This window comes from Amycolatopsis sp. WAC 01376, from assembly GCF_003947415.1.
Classification (GTDB): Bacteria; Actinomycetota; Actinomycetes; order Mycobacteriales; family Pseudonocardiaceae; genus Amycolatopsis.
The window spans coordinates 1-24,520 of the sequence record NZ_QHKL01000012.1; the positions used below are offsets into that span (position 1 = coordinate 1).

Consider the following 24,520-nt stretch of genomic DNA (forward strand, 5'->3'; position numbering starts at 1 on the left):
CCCCAGACGACGCTTCAGCTCAGCGACCTCGCCCCGCAGCTGAGTGATCTCCTCACGGGCACGAGCAAGCTCGACCGCCTGCGCGGCGACCAACGCCGCAAGCTCGTCATACGACGGCCGAACCCCTACTCCCACAACAAGATCATCCCACAGCGGCACAAATAGCGAACAAGGGGCCTGAACAGTTACTAAGCAACAATCAAATCGAACCTACAACACTGAAGAGTGATTCGGTCGGGATGACGTCGCCACTTTCCGGCATCGAGACGCGTCGCAAAACCATTGTTCCAGCAGTGAAACGAACCGCGTCGGCGAACGACCTGCCGCCTACGAGGCCGAGTGCGAACGCGGCCGTGAGGTCGGCAGGTCGATCCAGACGGCGGTCTCGTCGAGCAAGGGAGCCCGGCCGCCGCGCCTACTTACGCCGACCGCTCCGACGAAGAGTCACCGATCCGCGGGAAGGGCGCGGTGGAGAAGATGATCTCCACCGCGACCTCGAAGAACTCCGCGATCCGCAACGCGAGATAGAGGCTCGGGCTGTACTCGCCGCGTTCGAGGTAGCCGATGGTCTGGTAGTGCACGCCCAGAGCATCGGCGAGCTCGCGGCGGGAGATGCCTCGTTCCGCGCGCAGCATCGCGATCCGGTTGTAAACGACCTCGCTCATGAACTAGCCAATTCGCTGCATCGCCTTTTCCCGTCGTGCCGCCACCGAGGACCCGGACTCGCGCCGCGCCATGCGCCGCAGGACGACCGGGGCCAGCACCAATCCGATCACGGCCCACGCGGTCAGCACGCCGAGGGTCTCCCATTGGCGCCAGGACTGGCCGATCTCGATGATCACCGTCGAGTCCGGCAGCAGCGCCGACCGCATGCCGAGGCCGAGCCAGTACATCGGGAACACCTGCGCGATGTACTGCAACCATTCCGGTAGCGCGGTGATCGGATAGAAGATCCCGGAGATCGCCCCGAGTCCCAGCACCGGCAGCATGATCAAGCCGATGCTGCGGGCATTGCTGGTCAGTGAGCCGAAGACGGCGCCGATCGGCATGGTCGCGATCAGGCCGATCACCAGGACCCACAGCAGGCTCAGCCACGACGACCAGCCGCCCGGCGCGATGCCGTCGAAAAGGACCAGGCTGGGGATCAGTACCAGGAGCATCCCGATGACGGTGCCGAAGGAGATCGACACGACCTTGCCGACCAGGTAGCCGATCATGCCGTTCGGGGTGGCCTTGGCCCGCAGGAGGGTTCCGTCCTCGCGTTCGACCGCCAGGACGCCCGCCATCCCGAGCATGCCGCTGAACACGATCGACGCGCCCAGCACGCTCGGCACGGTGGCGGCGCCCAGTGAGAAGTCCGTCCCGGGGAGTTTCGAGTCCCGCATGAAGAACATGACGATCACGAAGATGACCGGGAACATGAAGATGTTGAACAGGTCTTCGCGGTTGGTCAGGGTCTGGCGGGTTTCGAGCCAGCCCCGTGTCATACCGAGCCGGACGCTGTGCTGGATCGCGTTCATGGCGCGCTCACCTCCACGAGCGGGGATTCCGCTTGGCGGACCAGGGTCATGTACGTGTCTTCGAGCGAAGCCCGCCGGACTTCCAGATCGCCGATGGCGTCCCCGTGCTGCTTGAACAGTTCGTGCACGTACTTCGTCGATTCGGTCGTGGAGTGCACGAAACGCTGGCCGTCCAGCGTCCAGCGCACCTCGGCCTCGCCGGCGATCTGCCTGCTCAGCGCGTCGGCCGAACCGTCGGCGACGATCCGGCCGTGGTTCAGGATCAGGATCCGGTCGGCCAGTTTCTCGGCCTCGTCGAGGTCGTGGGTGGTCAGCAGGATCGTCGTGTCGTCGTCGTCGGTCAGCCGGTGCACGAGTTCGTGGAACTCGCGCCGGGCCTCCGGGTCCAGTCCGGCGGTCGGCTCGTCGAGGAACAGCAGTTCCGGACGGCCGACGATGCCGATCGCGACGTCGAGACGGCGCCGCTGCCCGCCCGAGAGCATCCGGACCTTCTTGTCCGCGTGTTCGGTCAGCCCGACCGCGGCGACCAGTTCGTCCGGATCCCACGGCCGCTTGATGCGGTCGGTGGAATACGGCGCGTAGTAGCCGCCGAGGTGCTCCAGCAGTTCCCGCACCCGCCATTTCGCGTGGTCGCGCCAGGCCTGGAGGACGACTCCCAGCCGCGCCCTCCAGTTCTCGTCCGCGTGTGCCGGGTCGGTGCCCAGCACGCTGACCTCGCCTTCCGAGCGCATCCGGAAGCCTTCGAGGATCTCGATCGTCGTGGTCTTGCCCGCCCCGTTCGGGCCGAGCAGGCAGATCACCTCGCCACGGTGCGCGGTGAAGTCCACGCCGTGGAGGACGTCGTTCGTCCCGTAGCGCATCCGGAGATCTTTGACGGAGATCATCACGTCTTGTGGATCTCTCATTGGTCACCCCCATCTCAGTGCTGCGATCGAATGTAGCACACCTACTACATATGATCTGAGACATACTCTCGCTTAGAACGGCCATCTACAGTGAGCGCATGTCCACGAGCGCACGTGTCCGAGCCGACGCGTGCCCTGGTGTTTTCGCCACGCACGACGCCGCGGACGGTCCGCTCGCCCGCATCCGGCTGCCCGGTGGCGCGATCACGCGGGCCCAGTTCGGGGCGCTCGCGGACGCCGCCGACGACCTCGGCGACGGCGCCCTGCACCTGACCTCTCGCGGCAACGTGCAGCTGCGCGGCGTCACCCGTCCCGGTCTCGCGGGCAGACTTTCCGAGGCGGGACTCCTGCCGTCGCCGTCGCACGAACGTGTCCGCAACATCCTCGCGTCGCCGGTGAGCGGCGTCGCCCAGGAACTCGCCGCCGCTCTCGACAAGGCCCTGTGCGCCGTCCCCGAGCTGGCCGAACTCCCGGGCCGCTTCCTTTTCGCCCTCGACGGCGGCCAAGGTGACGTCGCCGGAGAAGGCGCCGACGTCTGCTGGCGCGACGGCGCGTTGCTGCTCGCCGGCGAAGACACCGGCCTGCGCGTCACGGCCGAGCATGCCGTCGAGGCGTTGCTCTCGGTCGCCGGCGCGTTCCTCCGGACGAGAGGAACCGCTTGGCGGGTCAGCGAACTACCCGACACGGCACCGCTGCTCGAAGGCGTACCAGGCGAAACCGGCGAGCCGCGGAGGTTCGCGGTGAATCCCGGCCTCCCCATCGGGCCGATCGGCGAAGCGATCGTGGTCGCCCCCGTCTTCGGCAGGCTGACCTCGGCTCAGGCTCGGGCGATCGCGAAGGCCGGGGACGCCGTGGTCACCCCGTGGCGGTCGATCCTGGTCCGCGGCCCCCTCGAAGCGGGCACAGGGCTGGTCACCGATCCGGGCGCGCCGTCGCTCGGGGTCAGTGCCTGCATCGGACGACCGGGTTGCGCGAAGTCGCTCGCCGACGTCCGGGCCGACGCAGCGAAGGTCGGCAGGACGCCGAGGGTGCATTTCGCCGGCTGTGAACGGCGATGCGGGAAGCCCGCGCGCGAGCACGTCGACGTGCTCGCGACGGAGGACGGTTATCTGGTCGACGGGGCGTACGTCCCGGTCGGCGAGCTGGCGAGGACGTTGGCGGAGAAAGGGACACAGTGATCGACTACATCCGGGACGGGGCCGAGATCTACCGGCATTCGTTCGCCACCATCCGTGAGGAGGCGGATCTCGCGATCCTGCCCGGCGACGTGGCGGTGCTGGCCGTGCGGATGATCCACGCCTGCGGGATGGTCGACCTGGTCGACGACCTCCGCTACAGCCTGGACGTGGTGGAATCCGGCCGCGCCGCGCTCGAAGCGGGCGCGCCGATCCTCTGCGACGCGAACATGATCGCCTCCGGCGTGACCCGCAAACGTTTGCCTGCCGCCAACGAGGTGCTGTGCACGCTGTCCGACCCGAAGGTGCCGGGGCTGGCGGAGCGGATGGGCACCACTCGCTCCGCGGCCGCGCTGGAGCTGTGGCGAGACAAGCTGCCCGGTTCCGTGGTGGCGATCGGCAACGCGCCCACCGCGTTGTTCCGGCTGCTGGAACTGCTCGACGAGGGGGTCGGTGCCCCGGCGGCGATCATCGGGGTCCCGGTGGGCTTCATCGGCGCCGCGGAGTCCAAAGTGGAGCTCGCGAAGCGGGCACCCGCGCCGTATCTGGTGGTGCACGGACGTCGCGGCGGCAGCGCGATGGCCGTGGCCGCGATCAACGCGATGGCGAGTGAGGTCGAATGAGCGGGCTCGGGAAACTGTGGGGTGTCGGGCTCGGTCCCGGTGACCCGGAACTGATGACGGTCAAGGCCGCGCGGCTGATCGGCGAGGCCGACGTCATCGCCTATCACAGCGCGCGGCACGGCCGGAGCATCGCGCGTTCGGTCGCCGAGCCGTATCTGCGGGACGGCCAGGTCGAGGAGAAGCTGGTCTATCCGGTCACCACCGAGACCACCGACCACCCCGGCGGCTACGAAGGCGCCATCGCCGACTTCTACGAGCTGAGCGCGAAGCGGCTCGCCGAACACCTCGACGCCGGACGCGATGTCGTCGTGCTCTGTGAAGGCGACCCGTTCTTCTACGGCTCCTACATGTACATGCACGAGCGGCTCGCCGACCGCTACGAGGCGACCGTGGTGCCCGGCGTGACGTCGGTCAGCGCGGCGTCCTCGGTGCTCGGCCGCCCGTTGGTGCAGCGCGACGAGGTCCTCACCATCCTGCCCGGCACCCTGCCCGCGCCGGAGCTCGCGCGGCGACTGGCCGACACGCAGGCCGCGGCGGTGCTGAAACTCGGCCGCACGTTCGGCAACGTCCGCGAAGCGCTGGCCGAAGCCGGGAAACTGGACGACGCCTTCTACATCGAACGCGCGACCTGGCAGGCGCAGCGCGTCGAGCCGTTCGCCGACGTCGACCCGGAGTCGGTGCCGTACTTCTCGCTGGCGTTGCTGCCCAGCCCCGCTTACGCTTCCCGGCTCGCCGACGAACCGGAAGTGCCCTGGGAGCGGGAAACGCACACCGGCGGTGAGGTCGTGGTCGTCGGCCTCGGCCCGGCGGGCCCCGGATGGCTGACCCCAGAAGCGACCGAGGAACTGGCCGCGGCGGAGCACATCGTCGGCTACGGCCCGTACGTCGCGCGGGTGCCGCAGCGCGCGGGCCAGCAGCGGCACGCGTCGGGCAACCGCGTCGAGGCCGAACGCGCCGTCGAAGCGCTGGAGCTGGCCGCGAACGGCGCCAAGGTCGCCGTCGTCTCGTCGGGTGATCCCGGCGTGTTCGCGATGGCGTCGGCGGTGCTGGAGCAGGTCGCCGCCGGGCACGGCAAGGGTTCGCGGGTGCGGATCGTGCCAGGGGTGACCGCCGCGCAGGCGGCCGCGTCCCGGGTCGGCGCGCCGCTGGGCCACGACTACTGCGTGCTTTCGCTGTCCGACCGGCTCAAGCCGTGGGAGATCATCGAACGACGGCTCGACGCGGCGGGCGCGGCGGATCTGGTGCTCGCGTTGTACAACCCGGCGTCGCGCACGCGGACCACGCAGCTCGCGCAGGCCCGCGAAGTCCTGCTCCGGCACCGCGCGCCGGAGACCCCGGTCGTCGTCGCCCGTGACGTCGGCGGGCCGGAGGAGGACATCCGCGTGGTCACCCTCGGCACCTTGGAGCCGTCGGAAGTGGACATGCGCTGCCTGCTGATCGTGGGTTCGTCGAAGACCCGCGCCGAGAACGGCGTCGTCTGGACGCCGCGCACCTACGAATAACGGCCCAGCCCGGCGTTGCGTGCCTGGGTGAGCAGGACTTCGCGGCCGTCCGTGCCGACCTTGGCGTGGACGGCCGAGAGGACGTTGCGGACGGTTTTGGGCGCGAGCCCCAGCCGCCGCGCGACGGCCGGGATCCCCAGCCCGCCTGCCAGCAGGTCGAGCACCTCGTGTTCGCGTGCGGTCAGCTGAGGGAAAACCTGGATCGGCCGCGACGCGTTCAGCAGACCGTAGAGCCGGTTCGCGGCGTGCTCGCCGAAGACGACGGCGCCCGCCGCGACCCCGTGGATGGCGCGGACCAGGTCTTCGGGTCCCGCCGTCCTGGCAAGGACGCCCCGGGCGCCCGCGCGGATCGCGGCGACCCACGTCTCGTTGTCGCCGGGCGGGGTCAGCACGAGCACGGCAGTGCTTGGGAAGCGCGACGACACTTCGCGTGTCACGGTGAGCCCGTCGAGTGAAGGGGGCCGAACGGGCAAGACGAGGACGTCCGGACGCAAGGCGGTCGCGTGCGAAATCGCTTCGCGTTCGTCGGGGGCGTGGGCGACCACGTCCAGCTCCGGGGACGCGGGCGGCTCGGGGACACCCGCGAAGACGACGGTCACCACTGGGGTTCGAATCGGCACGTCTCGGTTGTAGCGCAGAACTTTTGTACAGTGTCCGGCCGTTTTCGGTGAACAATGTCCATTAGATAACGCTTCGACGATCAGGGGGCCTGGTGCCGAGACGCGAGCGCCCGCTGGGGCCGGGCGACGACGTCGTCGTGAGCTTCGCGGCGGATCTTCGCCTGCTTCGCGAGAAGGCCGGCGGGCCGACGTACCGCGAACTTTCCTCGCGCGCGGGCTACTCGGCGGCCGCGCTCTCCGAAGCCGCGGGCGGGCGGAAACTGCCGGGGCTCGCGGTGACGACCGCGTACGTCACCGCGTGCGGCGGTGACGTCCCGGCGTGGGAGGAACGCTGGCGCGCGGTCGCCGCCGGGCTCGCGGCGACTTCCGGGGAACATGACGACAGCGAACTCCCGTACCTGGGGCTGGCCGCGTTCCAGACGGCCGACGCCGCCCGCTTCTTCGGCCGTGAGCGACTGGTCGCCGAGCTGACCGGCAAGCTCGCGGAACGGCGGCTCGTCGGCGTCTTCGGCGCTTCGGGTTCGGGGAAGTCGTCCGTCCTGCGTGCCGGATTGGCGGCGGCGAGTGAACGCCCGGTCGTCATCCGGACGCCAGGAGCGCATCCACTCGCGGAGGATCTCGACGCCGCGGGACGGCTGCTGATCATCGACCAGTTCGAGGAGGTCTACACCCTCTGCCGGGATCAGGTCGAACGCGAGAGGTTCGTCGACGCGCTACTCGCGCTCGCCCGTGACGAGCACGGGACGCGGGTGGTCCTCGGTGTCCGCGCGGACTTCTACGGTCACCTGTGCCGTCACGCCGGTCTGGTCGAGGCGCTCACCGACGCGCAGGTGATGGTCGGCCCGATGACCGCAGACGAACTCCGCACCGCGATCGTCGAACCCGCCGTCCGCGCTGGCTGCCGGGTCGAAGCGGCGCTGGTCACCACGCTCGTCGCCGACGCCACCGGCCAGCCGGCGATGCTCCCGCTGGTCTCGCACGCGCTGCTGGAGACCTGGCGGCGGCGCCAGGGGATCACGCTGACCAGCGCGGCGTACGAGGCGGCGGGCGGAATCCTCAACGCGATCGCGCGGACCGCGGAGTCGGTCTACACGGATCTGGAGCCGGACAGACAGAGCGTCGTCCGGCAGATCTTCCTGCGGCTGACCGCGCTCGGCGAAGGCACCGAAGACACGAAGCGGCGTCTCAACCGGCGCGAACTCGACGCCGATCCGGCGACCACGGAGGTTCTCGAACGGCTCGCCGACGCGCGCCTGCTCGTTCTAGATCGCGACGGTGTCGAGATCGCCCACGAGGCGCTGATCCGCAGCTGGCCGCGGCTGCGCGACTGGCTCGCGGAAGACCGCGAAGGGCATCGCCTGCACCGGCAGCTGGCCGAGGCGACCGAGCTGTGGGAGTCGGTGGATCGCGACAAGGGCAGCCTCTACCGCGGCACGCGGCTGGGGCTCGCGGCCGAATGGGCGGCCAGGGAGCCGGACGCGCTGAGCGCGCGCGAGCAGGAGTTCCTCCAGTCCGGGCTCGACGCCGAAGCCGAAGAGACCGCCGTCGGCCGCAAACGGACGCGAAGGCTGCGAAGACTTGTCGCGCTCCTCGGTGTCTTGCTGCTCCTCGCGGGTGTCGCCGTCGGATACGCCGTCGACGCCGGGCGGACCGCCACCGACCAGCGGAACGTGGCGCTCGCGCGCAAGGCGGTCGTCGACGCGAAGGCGTTGCGGGAATCGAATCCGGCGCTGTCGACCCAGCTCAGCCTCGCCGCGTACCGGCTCGCGCCGATTCAGGAGACCCACGACGGCCTGCTCGCGTCCATGGCCGCGCCGTTCGCCACGCGGATGATCTTCGACCCCGGCGACTTGACCGTCGTGCTGAGCGGGCGCCTCATGATCACCTCCGACTCCTACCGGGCGACGCAGGTGTGGTCCATCGCCGATTCGCGGCGACCGGAACTCCTCGCGACGCTGCCCGGTTCGGAGGAGGTCCGCGGCCCGCTGGCGTTCAGCCGCGACGGGCGGGCCTTGGCGACCGCCACCCGGGACCACCGGGCCCGGCTCTGGGACCTGACCGATCCGCGGCGTCCGGTGCGGAAGGCGGACGTCACCGGGCACCGCGCGGTCCTGCTCTCCCTCGATTTCAGCCCGGACGGCCGCCGCCTCGTCACGGGTTCCGTCGACCGCACCATCCAGCTCACCGACGTCGGCGATCTCGGCGCTCCGAAACCGCTCGGCCGGATCCCCGCTCCCGAACTCGAACGCGCCGTGTTCGATCCCGGCGGCACGATGCTCGCGGTCACGAACACGAACTGGACGGCGGAACTCTGGGACGTCACCGCACCGTCCGCGCCGCGACGGCGGTCCGTCCTTTCCGGACACAAGGATCTGCAGCTCACCCCGTCGTGGAGTCCCGACGGAAAGCGGCTGATCACCACGAGCTGGGATCGCACGGCGAAACTCTGGGACGTCGCCGATCCGGTGGCACCGCGGCCGCTGTCGACGTTGACCACCCCGGCCGTGGTCTGGGCGGCCGGGTTCAGCCCGAGCGGCAGGCTGGTGGTGACCGCGGGGGACGACCAGTCCGTGCGCCTGTGGGACGTCACGGGGCAGGCGAAGGAACTGCCGCCGCTGACCGGGCACACGAACGCCATCTGGTGGGCGGGGTTCTCCCCGGACGGCAAGACCATCGTGTCCACCAGCGACGACCGGACCGTCCGGCTGCAGGACGTCGGCGAACTCGCGCTGGCCTCGAGCGCGGGCTGGAACGCCGGCGCGTTCATCGAGCAGGGACGGATCCTCGTCACCGCCGGGGACGACGTGCGACTGTGGACGATGGACGACGTCCGTGCGCCGAGACAGCTTTCGAAACTCCCCGGCCCGGCCACCGTCACCGCCATCGCACTGAGCCCGGACGGGCGCAGTCTCGCGCTGGCCGCGCACGACGTCGCCGGGGTCGGCGGGGCGTTCGTGCTCCAGCGCTGGGACATCAGCGATCCGATGGCTCCGAAACTCCGGGCGTCGGCGGGCGTCATGCCGACCTACTCGCTCGCGTTCAGCCCGGACGGGAAGACCTTCGCCTCCGGCCACGACGACGGGCCGATCCAGCTGTGGGACATCGGCGATCCGGCTCGGTTCGCCGCGCCGCGAGTCCTCCCGGTCGGCGACGGGACCGTGTGGTCGCTCGCGTTCACCCCCGACGGGCGGACGCTGGCGGCGAGCCAGGGCCCGGACTCGGCCGCGGTCACGCTGTGGGATGTCGCCGACCCGAAGCGGCCGAGCCTGGTGTCGACCCTGCGGCCCGACGCGGGTGCCCTGTTCAAGATGGCGCTCAGCCCCGACGGCCGCGTCGTCGTCGCGGGCGGCGACGACCGGCACCTCTATTTCTGGGACATCACCGACCGCGCGAACGCCGTGCGGCTGGCGAAACTGGGCGGAAGTCCCGAAGGCATCGGCCATCTCGCGTTCGGGCCGACCGGCCGGGAGCTGGCGGCTTCGGCGTTCCGCACGGTGCGCGTGCTGGACCTGACCGATCCGCGGAATCCGGTCGAAAAGGCACAGATCAGCGGGTTCGCCGCGACGGTCAACTCGCTGGCGTTCCGGCAGGACGGGCGCACGCTCGCGATCGGCGGCAACGGTGTCCACCTGTGGCAGACGGACGCGGACCGGGTCGGCGAGGAGATCTGCCGTCTGGCGACGCCGAGGATCACGAGGGACGAGTGGGAAAGGTACTTTCCGGGGCTCGACTACGCGCCGCCGTGCGGGGCGTAAGTGGGGATGTCGTGAAGGGTCCCTTTGAGACGTTCAACGTCTCAAAGGGACCCTTCACGACATAAGAGTTCGGCGCCGGAAGCCAGCGAAGAAGCGGGGGAGTAACTCCCTCCGTAATAAACATATAGCGCATAGGGGGACTTGCCACAAGACCCCGGTCATGCTTCACACTCACTCGCCGTAGCCGAAACCTGGCGAAATGGGAGTCTGTGTCAACTCAGGGTCATGAAGAAGAGCTGCGGTCCGAACGCGAATACGTCGCCGGGCTCTACGCGCGCCTGGACGCCGAACGCGCGCGCGTGAAGGGGGAGTACCGGGCGGCGCTCGGGGGAACCGGCGGGACGGCCATGGAACGCGACGTCGAGGTGCGCGCGCTGGCCAGGGAGTCGCGCCGGCTGGACGTCGTGGACAACGGTCTGTGCTTCGGCAGGCTGGACAGCGCCGCGGGGGAGACCTCCCACATCGGCCGTATCGGTCTCTTCGACGAGGAAAACGACTACGAACCGGTGCTGCTCGACTGGCGGGCCCCGGCGGCGCGCCCGTTCTACACCGCGACCGCCGCGACACCGGAGAAGATGCGCCGTCGCCGCCAGTTCCATACGCGCGGGCGTGAGGTGCTCGGGTTCACCGACGAGGTGTTCGGCCGTCCCGGCGGTGACGCGGAAGGGGACGCGGCGCTGCTCGCGGCGGTCAACGCGCCGCGGGGCGAGGGGATGCGCGACATCGTCGCGACGATCCAGGCCGAACAGGACGAGATCATCCGGCACGAGCACCCCGGGGTGCTCGTGATCGAGGGCGGGCCGGGTACCGGGAAGACCGTGGTGGCGCTGCACCGCGTCGCGTACCTGCTCTACACGCAGCGCGAGCGGATGGAGCGCCACGGCGTGCTCGTCGTCGGGCCGAATCCGGCGTTCCTGCACCACATCGGCCGGGTGCTGCCTTCGCTGGGCGAGACCGACGTCGTGTTCATGACCACCGGCGATTTCGTGCCGGGCAAGCATGTCACCGCCGAGGACGGGCCGGAGGCGACGCGGCTCAAGGGCTCGCTGAAGATGCTGGACGTCCTCAAGGCCGCGGTCGCCGACCGGCAGCGGCTGCCGGAGGAGCCGGTGCTGATCGACCTGGCCGACGTCACCGTCCGGATCGACGCCGAGACCGCGGAATGGGCGAGGGACGAGGCACGCAAGAGCGGCCTGCCGCACAACGAGGCGCGCGGGGCGTTCACCGACATCGTCACCTACGTCCTGACCGAGCGGGCGATCGCGCGGATCGGCCGCGGCTGGCTCAGCCGCGACGACCGTGACGAATGGGAGCGGCTGCGGAAGGACCTGCTCAAGGAGCTGGCGGAGAGCGAGACGTTCACCGCCGCGCTTGAGGAACTCTGGCCGATCCTGACGCCCGAAAGCCTGCTGGGCTCGCTTCTCTCGTCACCCGAACGGCTTCGCGCGGCCGGCGCCGACCAGGTGCTGCTGCGTGCCGACGGGGAAGCCTGGACGGTGTCGGACATGCCGCTGCTCGACGAACTCGTCGACCTCCTCGGCCGCGACAAGCGGGCGGAACAGGCGGCCGAAAAGGCGCTCGCGCGGGAGAAGAAGGCCGAGGCCGAGTACGCCGAAGGGGTGCTCGACACGATGAAGCTGGACCGCGAGGAGATGGACGAGGACGTCATGCTGTCCGCGGAAAACCTCCTGTTCGCCGACGAACTCGCCGACCGGTTCGTCGAGCACGACACGCGCAGCCTCGTCGAACGCGCCTCCGCGGACCGGGACTGGACGTACCGGCACGTCGTCGTCGACGAGGCACAGGAACTGTCCGAAATGGACTGGCGGGTGCTGATGCGGCGCTGCCCCAACCGGTCGTTCACCGTCGTCGGCGATCTGGCGCAGCGCCGGTCCGAGGCGGGGGCGCGGTCGTGGGGCGCGATGCTGGAGCCGTACGTGCCGGGCCGCTGGGTCTACCGGTCGCTGACGGTGAACTACCGCACCCCGGCGGAGATCATGGCCGTCGCCGCCTCGGTGCTCGCCGAGTTCGCGCCCGACGTCCGGGCGCCGGAGTCGGTCCGGTCCAACGGGGTCCGGCCGTGGGCGCGGCAGGTTGATTCCTGGGCAGCCGCCATCGAGGAGTTCGTCAAGGACGAAGCCGGTCGTGAAGGCACCAGCGTCGTGATCGGGCCGCCGGGCGTGCCGGGCACCGTGCCCGCCTCGGAGACGAAGGGACTCGAGTTCGACGCCGTCCTCGTCGTGGACCCGGCGCGGATCCTCGCCGACGGCCCGCGAGGCGCGGCTGAGCTCTACGTCGCCCTCACGCGCGCTACGCAGCGCCTCGGAGTCCTGCACGAGGGGTCGCTGCCGCCGGCTTTGGTGGGCCTGACCACGTAACTCGCGTGCCTGGATCGAGGAGGGCTCGCGCCACGGTCTGATGCCCCCAATGTGGCATTGGGGACGCTGACCGTCCCCAATGCCACATTGGGGGCATGCCCGGCTTCCGGTTGCCCGCGCGCCGCAAGGGGCGACCTCACCGGAAAGTGTCCTTTGTAGATAGTCGGAGCGGCCGGGCTCCGTCAGCCAGTCCGGACCTGCGCCGCATCAGACGTGCCCAAGCACGTGAGTTACGCGTTCAAGCACGCGAGTGACGCCTAGCGCGTCGGGTCCTTGCCGTTCGGCTGCCGCGGTCCGGGACCCGGCGACCACCAGCCGGGGACGACCTTCTCGCCGTGGACGATCGTCGGCGCGATTCCCTCGGTGAACGGTTCGACCTGCAGGAGCTGTCCCCAAGACTGGCTCGGCTGGCCGATCAGGTAGCTGGGCACCTCGGGTTCGGCGGCGACCTCTTCGAGCCAGCCGATCGGGCCGCCGTTGGTGCTGGACGCCCAGTTCGCCTCGTCGGCGACGGCGCCGGCGGTGATCCGGTACTCGGGCATCTTCGAGATGCCGTCGTGCGAGGTCACCGGCTGCACGCACGGGTAGACGAACGACGCGGGCCAGTCGACGTACACCGGTTTGCCCGCGATCTTCTCGGTCAGCGTGGTGAACGTCGGCACGCGGGGCGCCGACGCGGCGATCCAGCCGTCCTCGGTGAGGTCGTTGTCGACGATGTTGATCCGCACGGACGTCGTCTCGGCGGGGAGGTCGCGCAGGTTGATCCGGGTGTCGTTCCAGCCGTTGGTCCCGGCGCCCGGTGGGAGCACGAACTGGCTGCGGACGACCTTCACACCTTCGCTGGTGTTCACGCCGTAGTCGAGGCTGACCGACGTCGGACGCCGCGCCGCGCCCGCGGTGGCGACCACGATCTGGCCGTCGGCCGGCTTTTCCGAGAGGGCGTACCAGTCGCTGCGCAGCCGCCCGGCCCGCGTTTCGGGGTCGAGGAAGCTGCTCCACATCGGCACTTCGTCGGGTTTGAAGCCGTGCGGCGGTTCGGCGAGCGGGTCCTTGTCGTCGATCGCGCGGGTGTGGAACCCGGTCTGCACGCGGCCGTTGTCCTGTTCCGGATCGGGCAACGGCGGCGGGGTCTGCCCGGCGGGCGGCTCCTCCTTCTTCACCGGCACCGTCCGCTGTTCGGGCTGGGCCCGCAGGATGCTGGTGGCGGCGTCCCGTTCCACCATCACGTGGTCGGAGAGGTTGCAGCTCTTGCCGGACAGATGCCCGAAGTTCGCGGCGCCGAGGCTGTAGGAACCGGCCTGGTTGTGGATCGCCCACGCCATGCTGACGAATTCGCCCGTGGCCATCAGACCGCAGACCACCACCAGCGAAAGCGACCCGAGCCGCAGCGAGCGGCTCCGCCCTTCCTGTGGCACGGCCTGTAGCCCCGGCCGATGCGCGCGGACGTTCTCCACGAACGCGTACACGCCGGAGATCCCGGCCGCGATGAGCAGGATCGTCGACAGCGGGATCCCGCCGATCGAGGGCGCCACCGCGGTCCACTGCACGCCGAGTTTCGAGACGAACCAAAAAGAGTTCGGCCCGGTCGCGGCCAGCGCGCCGACCACCAGCAGCCCGGCGAGGAACGCCGCCCGGTTGCGCCTGGACCGCAGCACCGTCGAGCTGGTCGCCAGCGCGGTCAGCGCCGCCATGGCCGCGCCGACCGCGGCGAACGCGCCGAAGTGGTGTGTCCACTTGGTCGGGGTCAGGGCCAGTAGCAGGAAGAACAGTGCGACCGTGCCGATCAGGCGGCGGCTGGGGCCGAGCGCGGCGCCGGGGATCCGGCCGCGGCGCAGCAGCACCACCAGACAGGTCCCGACGCAGAGCAACACGAGCAGCACGGGGAACCGGCGTGGCATGGAGCCGTCCGGCAGGCTTTCGAAGAGCAACTGGTAGCGCGCGAGTTCCTGGAACCACGACAGGTTCGGGCCGACCTGGGTGCGGATCCGGGTCGCCTCCTGCACGGTGGCGAAGGTCTGGTCGGCGAACACCACGACCAGCACCAGCAGGCCCGCGGCCAGCACCGGCGCGAGCACCGGCAGCCAGCCGTTCTCGGCGCGCTGGCGGACCAGTTTGAACAGCGGGCGCGCGGCGACGAGGAACGGCGCGACCGCGATCAGCCCGGTCGGCGTCGCGGCCAGGGTGAACCCGGCCGCGGTGAGCCCGAGCGCGAGCGGCAGCAGACGGCGCGTCACCAGCGCGCGCTCCACGGCGCAGATCGCCAGCAGCGAGCCGAGCGCGCCGACCGGTTCCGGCCGGACGCCGTTGTTGTACGGCATCCACCAGACCAGGAAGACCGCGGCGGCGGCCCAGCCCGCCGCGCGGCTCGTCCGGACCTGGGTGCCAAGGCGCGGCATGACCTCGCGGCTGATCAGCAGCCAGCTCAGGACGCCGAGCAGGAACGACGGGAGCCGGATCCACGGCGGCACCGTGCTGACGTGCGCCATCAGCTGATACACGTGGTAGAACCAGCCGAACGGCGCCTCGGCGACGCCGAACCAGCGGTGGTAGTTGGTGAGGTAGCCGGTCTCTTCGGCCACTCTCGACATCGTGAGGATGTAGCCGTCGTCGGAGGTCACCGGGCCGATGAAGACCCACGCGCCGAGCGCGACGATCACCGTCGCGTCGCGGGCGGTCAGCCGCCACCAGCCGATCGGCGCCCAGCGCGGCGCGCGGCGGGCGAACCCGGAGTCCATCCGCCACACCGCGATCAGGCAGCCGATGAACGACAGCGCCGCGATCAGGCCGATGATCCACTTCAGCAGGGTCGGCGAGGTCTGGTAGCGGGTGTCCGGGACGACCGAGACGTGCAAGCCGGCGATCGGGTCCTTGCCCGCGTTGATCGACGAGTAGATGCCGACCAGCCGCGGCCGGACGTCGCCCTCGGCGTGGAACACCACGGTCTCGGCGACGGTCACCGTCATCTGGTTCGCGTCCGCACGGAGCTTGATGTCGCACTTGTTCTCGGGTAGCGGCTGCTGCACGATCTGCTGGCCCTGGCTGGAGGCGAGCAGCACGCCGTTGTCGATACGCAGCTGGAGGCCGACGCCCTTGCCCGCGCGTGGATCGGTGCGCCCGTCGGGCACGGTGGAGAACAGCAGTGCCTGTCCCTGCGAACGCGCGTCCAGCGACCGGACGGTCGTGCACGGCAGATCGACGCGCAGATCCTGCGCCCAGTACCCGGTCAAGGGCGCGTTGACGGAGCGGGTGTCGCCGCCCGTTGGCCAGACGACCTCCGCTGTGTCCTGCACCACCGGCAGGAAGGGGAAAGCCAATGCGCACAAGGCGGACAGCAACCCCAGCGTGACAGCGATCAAACGCATCGGCGCAACGCTAACGGGTCTGGTCCGAACGGCTTACGCAGGGCTGCCCTTCTCCTGGGCACCGATCCAGCGAACAGCGTCCTGAACTGTCGTTACGCTGGCCGTTTCGGGTCGCTGGGGCCGGCGGACGACGACCACCGGGAGGCCGAGCCCGCGGGCCGCGGTGAGCTTCGCGGCGGTCATCGCGCCGCCGCTGTCCTTGGTGACGAGGACCTCGACGCCGTGCCGTTCCATGAGCGCGCGTTCCCCGTCCACCGTGTACGGCCCCCGGTCCAGCAGGACTTCGTGATGGCGGGGGAGCGGTGCCTCTGGCGGGTCGACGCAGCGGATCAGGAACCAGAGATCGAGCCCGGCGAAGACGGCGAGCCCTTGACGGCCGCTGGTGAGGAATACGCGTTCGCCGAGCACCGGAAGCAGGCGCGCGGCGTGGCCGAGGTCGTCGGCCCAATGCCAGCTGTCGCCGGGCTGTTCGGTCCAGCCGGGCCTGGCGAGCCTGAGCAGCGGCGTTCCCGTCGCGCGGGCGGCTTCGGCCGCGTTGGCGCCGATGCGTTCGGCGAAAGGGTGCGTGGCGTCGATCACCGCGTCGACGTCGTTCTCGGTCAGCCAGCGCGCGAGACCTTCCGGGCCGCCGAAGCCGCCGACACGGACTTCGCCGTCGGGCAGCTTCGGTCGTGCGACGCGGCCCGCGAGCGATGAGACGACGTGCTCGCCACGCGCCACTAGCTCCTTCGCGAGGTCGCGTGCTTCGCCGGTTCCGCCCAGGATCAGCAGCTTCATCGCGCCACAGCCGCGCGCCACCGTTCCAGCGTGCGCAGGTTGGCGAGCGTTTCCGCCCAGGTGAGTTCGGGCGCCTGGCGGTCTTCGAGGTGTGCGGCGACGTGGTCGGCCTCGCGAGCAAAGAGGCCTTGAGTCGCTTCGACCTCGATCACCTCGGGCTCGCCGCCTTCCGGCGTGAGGATGATCTGCGAGGTCTTCGGCCTGCGCATTTCGTGGATCCACGCGGGTTTCGGCACGTACAGCTGCCCTTGCGAGCCGTACACGCGGATGTGGTCGTCCTGCGTGAGCTGGAAGCCGCACGCCAGCTGCGCGAGGATCCCGCCGGGCAGCCGCAGCAGTCCGAACGCGACCTCGTCGATGCCGTTGTCGTCGAGCCTGGCCATTCCGAGCACCTCGTCGGGCTCGACGACGTCCTGCCCGGTCGCGGCCTGCGAGACCAGCCGCGCGAGCGACGTGCAGTAACAGCCGACGTCGAAGATCCCGCCTCCGCCCAGCGCGGGATCGGTGAGCCGGGGGACGGCGAAGTTGTAGCTGAAGGCGACGTCCACGGCGCGGACCTCGCCGATGGCGCCGCACGAGATCAGCTCGGCCAGCCGCCGGATCTGCGGATGCAGCCGGTACATGAACGCCTCCATGAGGAAGACGTCGTTGGCGCGGGCCGCCTCGATGACCTTTTCGGCTTCGGCGACGGACACGGTCAGCGGCTTCTCGCACAGGATGTGCTTGCCCGCTTCGGCCGCACGGATCGCCCACTCGCCGTGCAGCGGATGCGGCGTCGAGATGTAGATCGCGTCGACGTCCGGATCGGCGAGCAGGTCTTCGTAGGCGCCGTAGCACTTCGGGATCTCGAAGCGGCTCCCGAACTCGGCCGCCCGGTCACCGGACCGCGCGGCGACGGCCTCCAGCACGCCGTGCTTGCTCTCTTCGACGCCCGCCGCGAACTCGGCGGCGATGGTCCCGGCGGCCAGCAGGCCCCAGCGAACGTTCTTCATAGGGACTCCGGTTGGTTGGCCCGATCACGGGTGGCCGAGTACAGGAAACTGTCGGGAAACCCTTCGGCGGCAAGGACTTCCCCGACGAAGATCATCGCGGCGCGGCTGATCCCGGCCTCACGGGACTGCGCGGCGATGGTGCCGAGCGTCCCGCGCAGCACCTGCTCGCCGGGCTGACTCGCCAGCGCGACCACCGCCGCCGGGCAGTCGTCTTGATAAAAGGGCCGCAATTCGTCGACTACTTGCTCGATGCGGTTGATCGCCAGATGCAGCGCGAGCGTCGTGCCGGTGCGCGCGAAGTTCGCCAGCGTTTCACCCGGTGGCATGGCCGTGGACCGGGCCTGCGCGCGCGTGATGACCAGGCTCTGGCCGACCTCGGGCACGGTCAGTTCGCGGTTGAGCAGCGCGGCCGCGGCGGCGAACGCGGGCACCCCCGGCGTGACGTCGTAGGGAACGCCGGCCGCGTCGAGCCGGCGCATCTGCTCGGCGACCGCGCTGTAGATCGACGGATCGCCGGAACAGAGCCGCGCGATCTCGTGGCCGTTCCGGTGCGCGTCGACCATGCGCTCGACGATCGCGGGCAGATCGAGATTCGCGGTGTCGATGAGCACCGCCTCCGGAGGGCAGTACTCCAAGAGCGCCGTGGGCGTCATGCTGCCGGGGTACAGGCAGGTCTCGCAGCGCCCGAGCAGGTCACGGCCCCGGACGGTGATGAGGTCGGCCGCGCCGGGACCCGCGCCGATGAAATGGACTGTCACGCTTTGCTCCATTGCGTCACGACCCGCGCCGGGGTCCAGCCGGTGAATCCGCCCAGCGGCGCTGCCTGTTCGACGGCGACACGGATCAGCTCCCCGCCGTGTTCGCCGTACGCGCGGGCCAGTGCCTGTTCGGATTCGAGGGTCACGCCGTGCGCGACGATCCGCGCGCCGGTCGCCAGGCAGGCGTCCAGCACACCGGGCACGGTCAGCCCGCCGCCGACGAAGATCGCGTGCGGCCTGGTCAGTCCTTCGAGTGCTTCCGGCGCGGGACCGATCACCACGTCGAGTTCCGGGACCCCGAGCGCGTCCGCGTTCCGGGTGATCCGGGCGGCCCGCTCCGGGAGGCGCTCGATCGCGATCGCCCGGTTCAGCGGATGCACCCGGGACCACTCGATCCCGACGCTGCCCGCGCCCGCGCCGACGTCCCACAGCAGTTCGCCGGGTGACGGCGCGAGCCTGGCCAGCGCGGACGCGCGAAGGTCGCGTTTCGTGAGTTGCCCGTCGTGCTCGAAGGCGTCGTCCGGGAGGCCGGTCAGCGGCAGCGCGGGCCCGTCGGCCTCGACGGCGAACACGGTCAGCGAGCCGGGTCCGATCCGCTCGTCGGGGCCGCCGAGGTCGGACAGCGCGGTGACGCGGCTCTTGCCGTAGCCGCGGGCTTTGAGCAGGTCAAGGAGGTCTTCGGCGTTCGCGCCGAGGACGAGGATCTTCCGGCCGGGCGCCAAGGCGCGGCTCACCCGGCCGATCGCGCGGCCGACGACGGTGACCACCTCGGTCTCCTCCGCGGACCAGCCGAGCCTCGCGCGGGCGAGCGTCACCGAGGACAACGCGGGCAGGATCTCGACGTCGTAGCCGCGCTGGACCAGCGTCGTGCCGATGCCGGACAACAGGGGATCACCGCTGGCCAGCACGCAGACGCGGCCTTCTCGTCCGGCGAGGAACTCGTCCAGCCCTGGCAAGAGCGGGCTGGGCCAGGGTTCGCTTTTCATCCCGGCGGGCAGGTACGCGAGCTGACGCGGAGCGCCCACGACCACGTCCGCGTTCACCACCGCTTCCCTGGCCTGCGAGGACAGACCGGGCCAGCCGTCGGCTCCGATCCCGACGACCGTCAGGGGTGATTTTTCGCGCACGCTCGTCACGTTAGATGACGGAATTCCTATGCGATGATCGGCCAGAGTTCGTCGACGATGAGGGAGTGCTGTGAAGCCGTACCCGTTCACCGCCGTTGTGGGGATGCCGGATCTGCGCCTGGCGCTGGTGCTTTCCTCCATCTCACCCGCCGTCGGCGGGGTGCTGGTGCGCGGGGAGAAGGGCACGGCGAAGTCGACGATGGTCCGTGCGCTGGCCGGTCTGCTACCCGGCGTCGACGTCGTGGACGCGTGCCGGTTCTCCTGCGATCCCGTCGAGCCTGATCCGGCCTGCCCCGACGGCCCGCACGCCGAGGGCTCGCCCGCGCACCGCCGTCCCGCGCGGCTCGTGGAGTTGCCGGTCGGCGCGGCAGAGGACCGTGTGATCGGCTCGCTGAACCTGGAACGCGCGCTGGCCGACGGCGTCACCGATTTCCAGCCCGGTCTGCTCGCGGCCGCGCATCGCGGCCTGCTGTACGTGGACGAGGTCAACCTCCTGCACGACCACCTGGTCGACACGCTGCTCGACGCCGCCGCCATGGGCCGCGCGACCGTCGAGCGCGAGGGCGTTTCGGTCTCGCACGCGGCCCGGTTCGTCCTCATCGGCACGATGAACCCCGAGGAAGGCGAGCTGCGGCCGCAGTTGCTGGACCGCTTCGGGCTCACCGTCGAGGTCGCGTCCAGCCGGGATCCCGAACTGCGGGTCGAGGTCGTCCGGCGACGGCTCGCCTACGAGGCGGATCCCGACGGTTTCGCCGGCCAGTACGCCGCGGCCGACGCCGAACTCGCCGCGGACATCGAGGCGGCGCAACGACTTCTGCCGTCGGTCAAACTGCCGGACGACGCGCTGCGCCAGATCGCCGAGGTGTGCGCGTCCTTCGAGGTCGACGGCATGCGCGCGGATATCGTGACCGCGCGGACGGCCGTCGCGCACGCCGCCTGGGCCGGCCGCACCGAGGTGACCACCGAGGACGTCCGGGTCGCGGCCCGGCTCGCGCTGCCGCACCGCCGTCGCCGGAATCCCTTCGACGCGCCCGGGATCTCCGAGGAACAGCTGGAGCAGGCGTTGCAGGACGCCGAGCCCGAAGGTCCCGGCCCTGACGATGACGGCCCCGGTTCCGGTGCACCGCCGGAGGGTGGCGAAACGTCGGGCCCGCCGCCGTCGGAAGGCGGCGAGGAGCCCTCGGGCGGTGGCAAGAGCGGCGGTGAGCAGAAGCCGGTCGGCGCCGGGGAAGCCTTTCGTGCCAGGCGTTTCGAGGTGAAGGGCACCGGCGAGGGCGCCGCGGGCCGCCGGTCCCGCGCCATCACCACCAACGGCCGGACGATCGGTGTCCAGCCCGCCGGGACCAAGGACGGGCATCCGCATCTGCTCGCGACCGTCCGCGCGGCTGCGCCGCACCAGCGGTCTCGCGGCCGCAGCGGCGCCGGACTCGTCGTACGGTCCCAGGATCTGCGGTTCGCGCGGCGGGAAGGGCGCGAGGGCAACCTGGTGCTGTTCTGCGTCGACGCGTCCGGCTCGATGGGTGCGCGGCAGCGGATGCGCGAGGTCAAGACCGCCGTGCTGTCCCTGCTGCTCGACGCCTACCAGCGGCGCGACAAGGTGGGCCTGGTGACCTTCCGGGCCTCCGGTGCCGAACTCGCACTCCCGCCCACTATCAGCGTCGACGCCGCGGCGTCCCGTTTGGACGGTCTCGCGACCGGCGGCCGGACCCCGCTGGCGGAGGGACTCCTTGAGGCGGCGCGGGTTCTGCGGATCGAAGCGGTCCGTGATCCGCTGCGGCGGCCGCTGCTCGTCGTCGTCACCGACGGCCGCGCGACCAGCGGCGCGGACGCCGTCCAGCGCGCGAAGCAGGCGGCCGGGCTGCTGGCCGGAAACGTGACCTCGGTCGTGATGGACTGCGAGAGCGGGAAGATGCGCCTCGGACTCGCCGCGGAACTGGCGGAACACCTTGGCGCGGAACACGTCCCGGTCGCCGAAGTCGCCGCTGACACCCTGGCGGGCGCCGTCCGCACACGTATTTCCGGGAGGGCCGCGTAATGCCGCAGGGTAAACCGGAAACGGTGCCGAACGACGGGCTCACCACGCGTCAGCGCCGCAACCGCCCGCTGCTCGCCGTGCACACCGGCGAGATGAAGGGCAAGTCCACGGCCGCGTTCGGCATGGCGTTGCGCGCGTGGAACCAGGGCTGGTCGATCGGCGTGTTCCAGTTCGTCAAGTCGGCGAAATGGCGCGTCGGCGAGGAAGCCGCGTTCCGCGCGCTCGGCAAACTGCACGACGACACCGGCCAGGGCGGACCGGTCGAATGGCACAAGATGGGCGAAGGCTGGAGCTGGGCGCGCAAGTCCGGTTCCGAAGAGGACCACGCCGAGAACGCCCGTGAGGGCTGGGCCGAGATCAAACGCCGCCTGGCCGCCGAAACCCACGACTTCTACGTGCTCGACGAGTTCAGCTACCTGCTCAAATGGGGTTGGCTCGAAGTGGACGACGTCGTCTCGACGCTGACCGCGCGCCCCGGTCACCAGCATGTCGTGATCACCGGCCGGTACGCGCCGCCGGAGCTGATCGAAGCGGCGGACCTGGTCGCCGAACTGACCAAGGTGAAGCATCCGATGGACGCCGGGCAAAAAGGCCAGCGAGGCATCGAATGGTGAACCGCGTGGTCATCGCCGCGCCCGGTTCCGGGCACGGCAAGACCACGATCGCCGCGGGGCTGATGGCGGCGTTGCGGGCGCGGGGGCTGAAGGTGTCCGGGCACAAGGTCGGCCCCGACTTCATCGACCCGAGCTACCACGCCCTCGCCACCGGACGGCCGCCGCGCAACCTCGACCCGTTCCTCCAGGGTGAGGACCGGCTGATTCCGTTGCTGCGGCACGGTTCCGCCGGTGCCGACATCGCGATCATCGAAGGCGTGATGGGCCTGTTCGACGGGGCGCTCGGCACCGAGGGCTACGCGTCGACGGCGCATGTCGCGCGGCTGCTGGACGCTCCGGTGGTGCTCGTCGTCGACGCCTCGGCCGCGTCGCGCAGTGTCGCCGCGACCGTGCTCGGGTTCGCGCAGTACGACACGCGCGTCCGGCTCGCCGGCGTCATCCTGAACAAGCTGGGCTCGCAGCGGCACGCGGACGAGATCGTCACCGCGCTGGAAGCGACCGGCGTCCCACTGCTGGGAACGTTGTACCGCAACGAAGAGATCCACGCGCCCAGCCGTCACCTCGGCCTGGTGCCGGCGGCGGAACGGGCGAGCGAGTCGGCGCGGCTGCTGCCGGAACTGGCCGCCTGGATCAGCGAGGGAGTGGACCTCGGCGCCGTCGTGCAGGTCGCGCGCTCGGCCTCCCGGCTTTCCGGAGAGCCTTGGCGCCCGCCGCTTTCCCATGACGGACGGCGTTCGGTCGTCGCCGCCGCGGCCGGTCCCGCGTTCACCTTCCGCTACACCGAGGCCGTCGAACTGCTCGCCGCCGCAGGGGTCGACGTCGTCGAGGTGGATCCGTTGCAGGACAAGGAACTCCCCGAAGGCTGCGCGGGCTTGTACTTCGGCGGCGGCTTCCCCGAGGTGCACGCCGAAGAGCTGTCGGCGAACGTCCCGTTGCGGACGGCGATCGCGCGAGCCGTCGGCGACGGAATGCCCGTCGTGGCGGAATGCGCGGGACTGCTGTATCTGTGCCAGGACATCGACGGCTTGCCGATGACCGGCGTCCTCGACGCGTCGGCCACCATGACCAAACGCGGGAAACTCGGCTACCGCAAGGCCTTCGCGCCCGCGGACAGCGTGCTGGCCGTCGCGGGGCAACGCGTCACCGGCCACGAATTCCACCGCACGATCGTCGAACCCGGCAGCGGCCCGACCCCGGCCTGGGGCTGGGACCGCACGCCCGACGGCTTCGCGTCCGCGTCACTGCACGCGTCCTACCTGCACGTCCACTGGGCGGGCTATCCCGAACTCGCCGAACGGTTCGCCGCCGCGGTGCACGACCATGGCTGACTACGACCTCTGGCACCACGGCGATCGCGAGGTCGGCGAGGGGCTCGTCGATCTGGCGGTCAACGTCCGGCTCCCGGCGCCGCCCGCGTGGCTGCGCGCCGAACTGGCGGCGGCCCTCGACGACCTCGCGGCCTACCCGGACGTCACCGCCGCTGTGATGGCTGTGGCCCGGCGACATGGTTTGCCGGAGTCCCAGGTGCTGGTGACCTCGGGCGCGGCCGAGGCCTTCACCTTGCTGGCCACGGCGTTGCGGCCCGCGCACGCCGTGGTCGTGCACCCGCAGTTCACCGAACCGGAAGCCGCTTTGCGCGCGGCCGGACATCGAGTGCACCGGGTCCTGTTGTCGCCAGACGACGGTTTCCGGCTGGGCGGCGTCCCGGACGAAGCGGACCTGGTCTTCGTCGGGAACCCCACGAATCCGACTTCGGTGCTGCACCCGGCCGCGGATCTGCTCGCTTTGGGACGCCCGGGTCGCCTGGTCGTCGTCGACGAGGCTTTCCTCGACGCAGTCCCCGGCGAGATCGAAAGCGTTGCAGGACAACCAGGTTTCGCTGTCCTCCGCAGCTTGACGAAGACCTGGGGCATCGCCGGACTCCGCGCCGGATACGTCCTGGCAGACGAGTCCATTGTGGACAAACTACGCGCGGTCCAGCCGCCGTGGTCGGTGTCGTCACTCGCCGCCGTCGCCGTGGTGGCGTGCTGCCGCCCGGCGGCGCTGGAGGAAGCCGAAAAGCTGGCGGTCGCGGCGGAGTCGGACCGGGAGTACCTGGTCTCGGGTCTGGCCGGGTTGGGTGTCGAGGTGCTGGGGGAGCCGCGGGGGCCTTTCGTGCTCGTCCGGCTCCCCGGCGCTGACGGTGTCCGGGAACGGTTGCGGGAGAAGGGTTTCGCCGTCCGGCGGGGGGATACCTTCCCGGGGCTGGACGCGCGGTACCTGCGGATCGCGGTGCGGGACAGGGAGACGGTGGACGCCTTCCTGGCCGCGCTCGATGCTGTTGTCTGACGCCGGTGCCTTCGCCTTGTTGTGCCGCCCCCGATGTGGCATTGGGGAC

General features: G+C 70.5%; 18 protein-coding genes. 9 read left to right on the top strand and 9 right to left on the bottom strand.

Features of this window, described 5'->3' with window-relative positions; all coding sequences use genetic code 11:
• Positions 1 to 419: 419 nt before the first annotated feature.
• The 3 genes from DMH03_RS39185 to DMH03_RS39195 are packed head-to-tail and all read right to left on the bottom strand — an operon-like array spanning position 420 to position 2,425.
• Positions 420 to 665 (bottom strand): helix-turn-helix transcriptional regulator, encoded by a 246-nt coding sequence (locus DMH03_RS39185; RefSeq protein ID WP_005162705.1) that lies wholly within the window; start codon positions 663 to 665, stop codon positions 420 to 422.
• A 3-nt stretch (positions 666 to 668) separates the two neighbouring features.
• Positions 669 to 1,520 carry an ABC transporter permease gene (locus DMH03_RS39190; protein ID WP_125797062.1) on the bottom strand — a complete coding sequence of 284 codons (852 nt, stop codon included), beginning with the start codon at positions 1,518 to 1,520 and terminating at the stop codon, positions 669 to 671.
• On the bottom strand, positions 1,517 to 2,425 hold the full coding sequence (locus DMH03_RS39195) for an ABC transporter ATP-binding protein (RefSeq protein ID WP_125797063.1): 909 nt from the start codon (positions 2,423 to 2,425) through the stop codon (positions 1,517 to 1,519). The genes DMH03_RS39190 and DMH03_RS39195 overlap by 4 nt, the downstream gene beginning before the upstream one ends.
• A gap of 98 nt (positions 2,426 to 2,523) precedes the next feature.
• Between DMH03_RS39195 and DMH03_RS39200 the strand changes: the two genes are divergently transcribed.
• Genes DMH03_RS39200 through DMH03_RS39210 form a run of 3 tightly spaced genes read left to right on the top strand, consistent with a single transcriptional unit; the run spans position 2,524 to position 5,725 of the window.
• A complete protein-coding gene (locus tag DMH03_RS39200; RefSeq protein ID WP_125797064.1) occupies positions 2,524 to 3,603 on the top strand; it encodes a precorrin-3B synthase in 1,080 nt (359 codons plus the stop codon).
• Positions 3,600 to 4,223 carry a precorrin-8X methylmutase gene (locus DMH03_RS39205; protein WP_125797065.1) on the top strand — a complete coding sequence of 208 codons (624 nt, stop codon included), beginning with the start codon at positions 3,600 to 3,602 and terminating at the stop codon, positions 4,221 to 4,223. Before DMH03_RS39200 ends, DMH03_RS39205 begins: the two co-directional genes overlap by 4 nt.
• A complete protein-coding gene (locus tag DMH03_RS39210; RefSeq protein ID WP_125797066.1) occupies positions 4,220 to 5,725 on the top strand; it encodes a precorrin-2 C(20)-methyltransferase in 1,506 nt (501 codons plus the stop codon). Before DMH03_RS39205 ends, DMH03_RS39210 begins: the two co-directional genes overlap by 4 nt.
• Here DMH03_RS39210 and DMH03_RS39215 read toward each other — a convergent pair.
• Positions 5,716 to 6,345, bottom strand: a complete 630-nt coding sequence (locus DMH03_RS39215; RefSeq protein WP_233611854.1) for a response regulator transcription factor — start codon at positions 6,343 to 6,345, stop codon at positions 5,716 to 5,718. The genes DMH03_RS39210 and DMH03_RS39215 overlap by 10 nt on opposite strands.
• Positions 6,346 to 6,437: 92 nt before the next feature.
• Between DMH03_RS39215 and DMH03_RS39220 the strand changes: the two genes are divergently transcribed.
• Together DMH03_RS39220 and helR are read left to right on the top strand one after the other, a co-directional pair.
• Entirely contained in the window at positions 6,438 to 10,100 is a 3,663-nt protein-coding gene (locus DMH03_RS39220; RefSeq protein WP_125797067.1) for a PD40 domain-containing protein, read from the top strand.
• 209 nt (positions 10,101 to 10,309) lie between these two features.
• Positions 10,310 to 12,478, top strand: coding sequence for an RNA polymerase recycling motor ATPase HelR (gene helR / locus DMH03_RS39225; RefSeq protein WP_199749200.1), 2,169 nt, complete (start codon positions 10,310 to 10,312; stop codon positions 12,476 to 12,478).
• A gap of 257 nt (positions 12,479 to 12,735) precedes the next feature.
• On the opposite strand, the gene DMH03_RS39230 is transcribed toward helR, so the two are convergent.
• The 5 genes from DMH03_RS39230 to cbiE are packed head-to-tail and all read right to left on the bottom strand — an operon-like array spanning position 12,736 to position 19,503.
• Positions 12,736 to 15,840, bottom strand: a complete 3,105-nt coding sequence (locus DMH03_RS39230) for an arabinosyltransferase domain-containing protein (RefSeq protein WP_125797068.1) — start codon at positions 15,838 to 15,840, stop codon at positions 12,736 to 12,738.
• Positions 15,841 to 15,873: 33 nt separating this feature from the next.
• Positions 15,874 to 16,617 (bottom strand): cobalt-precorrin-6A reductase, encoded by a 744-nt coding sequence (locus tag DMH03_RS39235; RefSeq protein WP_199749201.1) that lies wholly within the window; start codon positions 16,615 to 16,617, stop codon positions 15,874 to 15,876.
• Positions 16,614 to 17,609, bottom strand: a complete 996-nt coding sequence (locus DMH03_RS39240; RefSeq protein ID WP_125797070.1) for a Gfo/Idh/MocA family protein — start codon at positions 17,607 to 17,609, stop codon at positions 16,614 to 16,616. Before DMH03_RS39240 ends, DMH03_RS39235 begins: the two co-directional genes overlap by 4 nt.
• A complete protein-coding gene (gene cobM, locus DMH03_RS39245) occupies positions 17,606 to 18,367 on the bottom strand; it encodes a precorrin-4 C(11)-methyltransferase (protein WP_125797071.1) in 762 nt (253 codons plus the stop codon). Before cobM ends, DMH03_RS39240 begins: the two co-directional genes overlap by 4 nt.
• Positions 18,364 to 19,503 carry a precorrin-6y C5,15-methyltransferase (decarboxylating) subunit CbiE gene (gene cbiE / locus DMH03_RS39250; protein ID WP_125797072.1) on the bottom strand — a complete coding sequence of 380 codons (1,140 nt, stop codon included), beginning with the start codon at positions 19,501 to 19,503 and terminating at the stop codon, positions 18,364 to 18,366. Before cbiE ends, cobM begins: the two co-directional genes overlap by 4 nt.
• A 61-nt stretch (positions 19,504 to 19,564) precedes the next feature.
• Here cbiE and DMH03_RS39255 point away from each other — a divergent pair, with 61 nt between their 5' ends.
• From DMH03_RS39255 to cobC, 4 genes are read left to right on the top strand one after another with little or no spacing between them, the layout of a single operon-like run.
• Complete coding sequence (locus DMH03_RS39255; RefSeq protein WP_125797073.1) at positions 19,565 to 21,529, top strand: putative cobaltochelatase; 1,965 nt, start codon at positions 19,565 to 19,567, stop codon at positions 21,527 to 21,529.
• Positions 21,529 to 22,143, top strand: a complete 615-nt coding sequence (gene cobO / locus DMH03_RS39260; RefSeq protein WP_125797074.1) for a cob(I)yrinic acid a,c-diamide adenosyltransferase — start codon at positions 21,529 to 21,531, stop codon at positions 22,141 to 22,143. Before DMH03_RS39255 ends, cobO begins: the two co-directional genes overlap by 1 nt.
• Positions 22,137 to 23,471, top strand: coding sequence for a cobyrinate a,c-diamide synthase (locus DMH03_RS39265; protein ID WP_125797075.1), 1,335 nt, complete (start codon positions 22,137 to 22,139; stop codon positions 23,469 to 23,471). Before cobO ends, DMH03_RS39265 begins: the two co-directional genes overlap by 7 nt.
• A complete protein-coding gene (gene cobC, locus DMH03_RS39270) occupies positions 23,464 to 24,471 on the top strand; it encodes an Rv2231c family pyridoxal phosphate-dependent protein CobC (protein ID WP_125797076.1) in 1,008 nt (335 codons plus the stop codon). The genes DMH03_RS39265 and cobC overlap by 8 nt, the downstream gene beginning before the upstream one ends.
• The last annotated feature ends 49 nt before the right edge of the window (positions 24,472 to 24,520 follow it).